The 3,941-nt window shown below is 50.1% G+C and carries 3 protein-coding genes and 1 pseudogene; 1 reads left to right on the top strand and 3 read right to left on the bottom strand.

Going from position 1 to position 3,941, the window contains the following annotated elements:
- Positions 1 to 566, bottom strand: a 566-nt coding sequence (locus IEX86_RS24405) for a helix-turn-helix domain-containing protein (RefSeq protein WP_188868739.1), incomplete at its 3' end; no start/stop codon positions are given.
- Between IEX86_RS24405 and IEX86_RS24400 the strand changes: the two genes are divergently transcribed.
- On the top strand, positions 504 to 1,121 hold the full coding sequence (locus IEX86_RS24400; RefSeq protein ID WP_308423917.1) for an N-6 DNA methylase: 618 nt from the start codon (positions 504 to 506) through the stop codon (positions 1,119 to 1,121). The genes IEX86_RS24405 and IEX86_RS24400 overlap by 63 nt on opposite strands.
- A 549-nt stretch (positions 1,122 to 1,670) precedes the next feature.
- Here the strand turns inward: IEX86_RS24400 and IEX86_RS24395 are convergent.
- Both IEX86_RS24395 and IEX86_RS24390 read right to left on the bottom strand, forming a co-directional pair.
- A complete protein-coding gene (locus tag IEX86_RS24395) occupies positions 1,671 to 3,194 on the bottom strand; it encodes a Fic family protein (RefSeq protein ID WP_188868737.1) in 1,524 nt (507 codons plus the stop codon).
- A gap of 610 nt (positions 3,195 to 3,804) precedes the next feature.
- Positions 3,805 to 3,941 (bottom strand): annotated as a pseudogene (locus tag IEX86_RS24390) (IS5/IS1182 family transposase); the annotation flags it as partial.

The following is a 3,941-nucleotide window of genomic DNA, read 5'->3' as shown; positions in this document are numbered from 1 at the left end:
GACTTGAGTAGGCAGGCCAGTGGGTAGTGCTGCCGGAGCGCTATCACGATCTGTGTCTTCTCACGAGCGCTAAGGGTTGTCGGCGTTGAGCCAAGGCTTTTAGCTCGTTTCAGATAGGCATTTTCCAGCTGCAACCTCACGATCTCATCGATAAGTGCTTGCCCAGTGTTAGTTGAACCATTAAGAGTTTTGATGGCAGAAGCCTTGTGCGCTTTCACGTCAGCTCCTCGTCGCTTGCGTGTCAGAGCGGGTAGACCGCCTCGCTCGTATTGCTGCTGCCAATGCATGACACTTGATTTGTTAGCAATATTGAATAGCGCAGCCGCCTGACGATAAGACAAGCTCTCTTTGTAGATGCGCTTAAGAACAGCGAGCTTAAAGGCCATACTGTAGTGGGTCCGCGTGGGCGTAAGGCCTGCTTCGCCATGATGCTGAAACGCCGCAACCCAAGAGCGGACTAGGCCTCTCTCTACATTGTGCCGATGTGAAACCCTGCTGAAGCCATCAGCGCTTTCGAGGTAATCCCTGACGACCATGAGTTTGAACTGAAGCGAGTATTTCGCCATAAAGAAACCCCCGAAGGTTGTGTCCAACTTTTTGGGGTCAGTTCAAGTTTTTTTACCCCTTATGAAGTTTGTCGCCTCATGGCACAAATGAAATTCAGGGATGCTGATGAGCTACAACAGGTAATTAACCAACGCGGTTACGTGACGGTCCATGAGCCGGCGTGCGGTGCTGGCGCCATGATCATCGCGATGGCTGATACCTTCCATCATATGGGCATCAATTATCAGCAAAACCTTCATGTCGTTGCTCAGGACGTCGACTCCCGGGCGGTACACATGGCATATCTTCAACTTACCCTGATGCACATCCCTGCCATCATTATTTTGGGTAATACGCTTACTCTTGAGCAGCGCGAGGTGTGGTACACCCCGGCGCATGTACTGGGGAATTGGAGACGAAAGCTTTCCCAGGGCTATCTTGAAGGTAGCGAGCTTGATCCAGCTAACCTTCGTAAGAGCACATCCGAAGGTCTAATCGAACAGATGGGCATGTTATTCCCGACAGAGGCTGAAGTTAGCGAAGAGCTACCAATGCTTGACGCCTATGGCACCTGATCACCCAAAGAGAATTCCCATGAATGGATACATCTGTGTGTTCGTAGAATGGCGAAGCGCGAAGCCAGTCGCGCTTCATTATGTAACTCGCCCTTTCCCAGGCCATCCTGACTTTGAGAGCCAAGTACGCGCCCTAGAGTCGTTTCGCTCACATGAGTTGACGCCTTTCAAAAAGGCCGTGTACCCAAAGGGTCACCAGACCGGTTCAGTTTCAAGCATCTGGATGAATTTGAAACGGAGCTTGCTGTATATCGAGAAAGCAATATTGATATCTATGAGGCACTACCTCTTCATCAGTACGACTCGACATGGGACTTCTTTGTAGCGATCGCCTTCGATATAAATACAAATAGGTTTAAGCCAGAAAGCTATCGTAGCGGTAACCTTGAGATATCCAGCTCATCCCCTACGGCTGTTGATGTTGGGAGGAGGTAGGGATAGCTGATATTGCTTAGAACTGAATGTTGGAACGCGTCAACGCTCCCTTCCTGATTAATAAAATACGTCCCTATCAGTAATCTCATCTAGCCTGCTGGCAAGCCAGTGTATTCAAGGCTCTGGCGCCCAGGATGATTCTGCCTCACCGGGAACAGCAACTATCGAGTCGAAAGCCTCTTCAGCGATGAGTACCTCCTGGTCGTTTAATAGAGCAAAATGACTCTGCCGCTTCGTTTTCGAAACCTTTCCGCCATTCTGATAAAGCACAGCGATCAGCAGCTCAAGATCCCGATTACTTAAATCAAGCTCTGTGTTGAGCCTTTCTTTCAAAGCATCTCGGGCAACCAGATATGTAAGCTCATCATGTAACAACGTACTCAGTACGAGCTCAGCACTGCTATTGAGCGGCGCCTGCTGCTCAGTCAAATCAAGGTGGGTAAACAGGTGCGTATTGTCACGGACGAGTTCAGGCGGCTCTCCCAGGTAGTTCTGCTCATATTGGATAGCAGACATTAGCCTTGTGGATAGGCTATCCAAGCTCTGTATGTAGGCCTCAAGCTTGGTCTGCAGACCGGCAGAGAGCGGCAGGATAATCCCTTTTACACGTAGCCCCTCACTTGCCAACACATCCTGCATCAAGAACCGAGAAAGGCGCCCATTACCGTCCATGAAGGGATGAATATAAATGAAGCTATGCGCAATGGCATTAGCTTTCACGATAGCTGGCGCATTACTAGTCTGGATACGTTCATGCATCTCAAACCATCGTTCCATAAGCTCAGGTACTCGCTCTGGGGGCGGCGGTAAAAGGTTAATGAAGTCCCCTCGCCCTAGCCAGTTTTGCTCATAGCGAAATGCCCCAACAGACGGGTCAGGCCTGTCTTTACCAACTGCTATACGGTGGATATCAAGAAGCATTTCCTCTGTCAGAACTCTAGTGCCTGCATGCTCCAGAAGTCTGATAAATCGGTGGATCCGATCCGGAGCAGCCCTCTCCTGCTCAATCGCATAGGAGCTGCGGGTCTCTGAGGTCATGATATACAGTGCAGCGCGAGCCAGAGCAGCTGTAGGAAAGCCAGCTATTTCATCATGCATCCGCTGCTGTATTGCGTCGTTTGTGAGCGTATCCGGCACGCTTGATAGCTCAATCAGGACTGACAGCCTAGGCGTACCGAACAAGTTGTCCCTTACTTTATAGCGACGTACATTTTGAGAAGGACCGACAAAATAACGCTCTGCTGGAATGAGATCCTCATAGGGCACATTGGCAAGCGCATCATCGAGGGCCAGACGGTGCCCAGCTACTTCCTCACAGATAAACCATAGTCGCCGCAGATAACCACTGGATGGTTTCTCTTTAAGCGCCTGTGTCAGCTCATCGCGTATCTCTTGGATCTGAAAGGCTCTTTCAAGGCAACTCAGGTTTACACCTTCATGGGTTAAGGCAAACACCATATGCTCAATAGCGGCCGGCTGGCGCGCGTAGCTGCGAGGGAATACCTCAATGTCATAACCTGCGCCACGTGTAAAAGCCTGTCTGGGGCCCAGTTGTGCTACCCGTGACAGTGCTGGGATATTCAGGCCATAAGTATGTTGCAGCCAGGCGTAGCCAAGATACTCGATAGTTTTCTTCATGCACGGATTTCTTATAGTTTGCGCAGATTTCTTATATTTCTGAGCAAAAAGGTATGAATTCTTATAGTCACGAAGCCTCTGGCTTACGTCAATAGGAAATCATCCTAATAGATGACCTGTGTACAATCTGGAAGCCATTCGTTTCAGCTAGCAGCGCTCAACAGAATGAGCAGCTGCACCGACAGCTGAATTCATGGTTCTTACCGATCTACATCGTAGGTCGCTACACCTTCTCCTACCTGTATCCAATCAGCTTCAGGAAGCCCAGGTCTGCTTATGGCGACGGTTACGGTCTGGCTCTCACCTGGCTCGGCCGGAAGCAGAGCAGCATGGCGAAAAGGTGTGTAATCAGGTGGCCGCATATAAGAGTTGGCCGAACGATGAAACTCCCCCGTACCACTAACAAAACGCTCTATGTGGATAAACTCAAACTTTTAAATATGCAAATAGACTTAGGGACGGTCTGAAGTAGCGGCGTATTAGTGAGGAATCGCCGAGCATCCCGTCGGACCCATGCAAAAACAGCCCGAATAGGTCAAAGCGCAGCTATTTTAGTGCGTTCAGTGGCCTTTCATTGACTTGATCGGGCCTTTCAGCCGGGTTTGGCTTATTACAGGCGCACCTCTCCCGCATTCGTTAGCACATGTCGGCGAGCCATCCACAGGTTCGACAGCGCGAACAACGTGGTCAGCTGAGCGGTGTTTTTCATCAGGCCACGAAAGCGTACGTTCACGTAACCAAACTGTC

Origin of the sequence: Pseudomonas asuensis, from assembly GCF_014646755.1 — a bacterium.
Classification (GTDB): Bacteria; Pseudomonadota; Gammaproteobacteria; order Pseudomonadales; family Pseudomonadaceae; genus Chryseomonas; species Chryseomonas asuensis.
This window is presented reverse-complemented; position numbering and strand designations above follow the sequence as displayed.

What these genes read in the sequence shown, in the direction of transcription:
- IEX86_RS24395 (WP_188868737.1), bottom strand. Translation starts at nt 3,194, where the DNA reads ATGAAGAAAACTATCGAGTATCTTGGCTACGCCTGGCTGCAACATACT.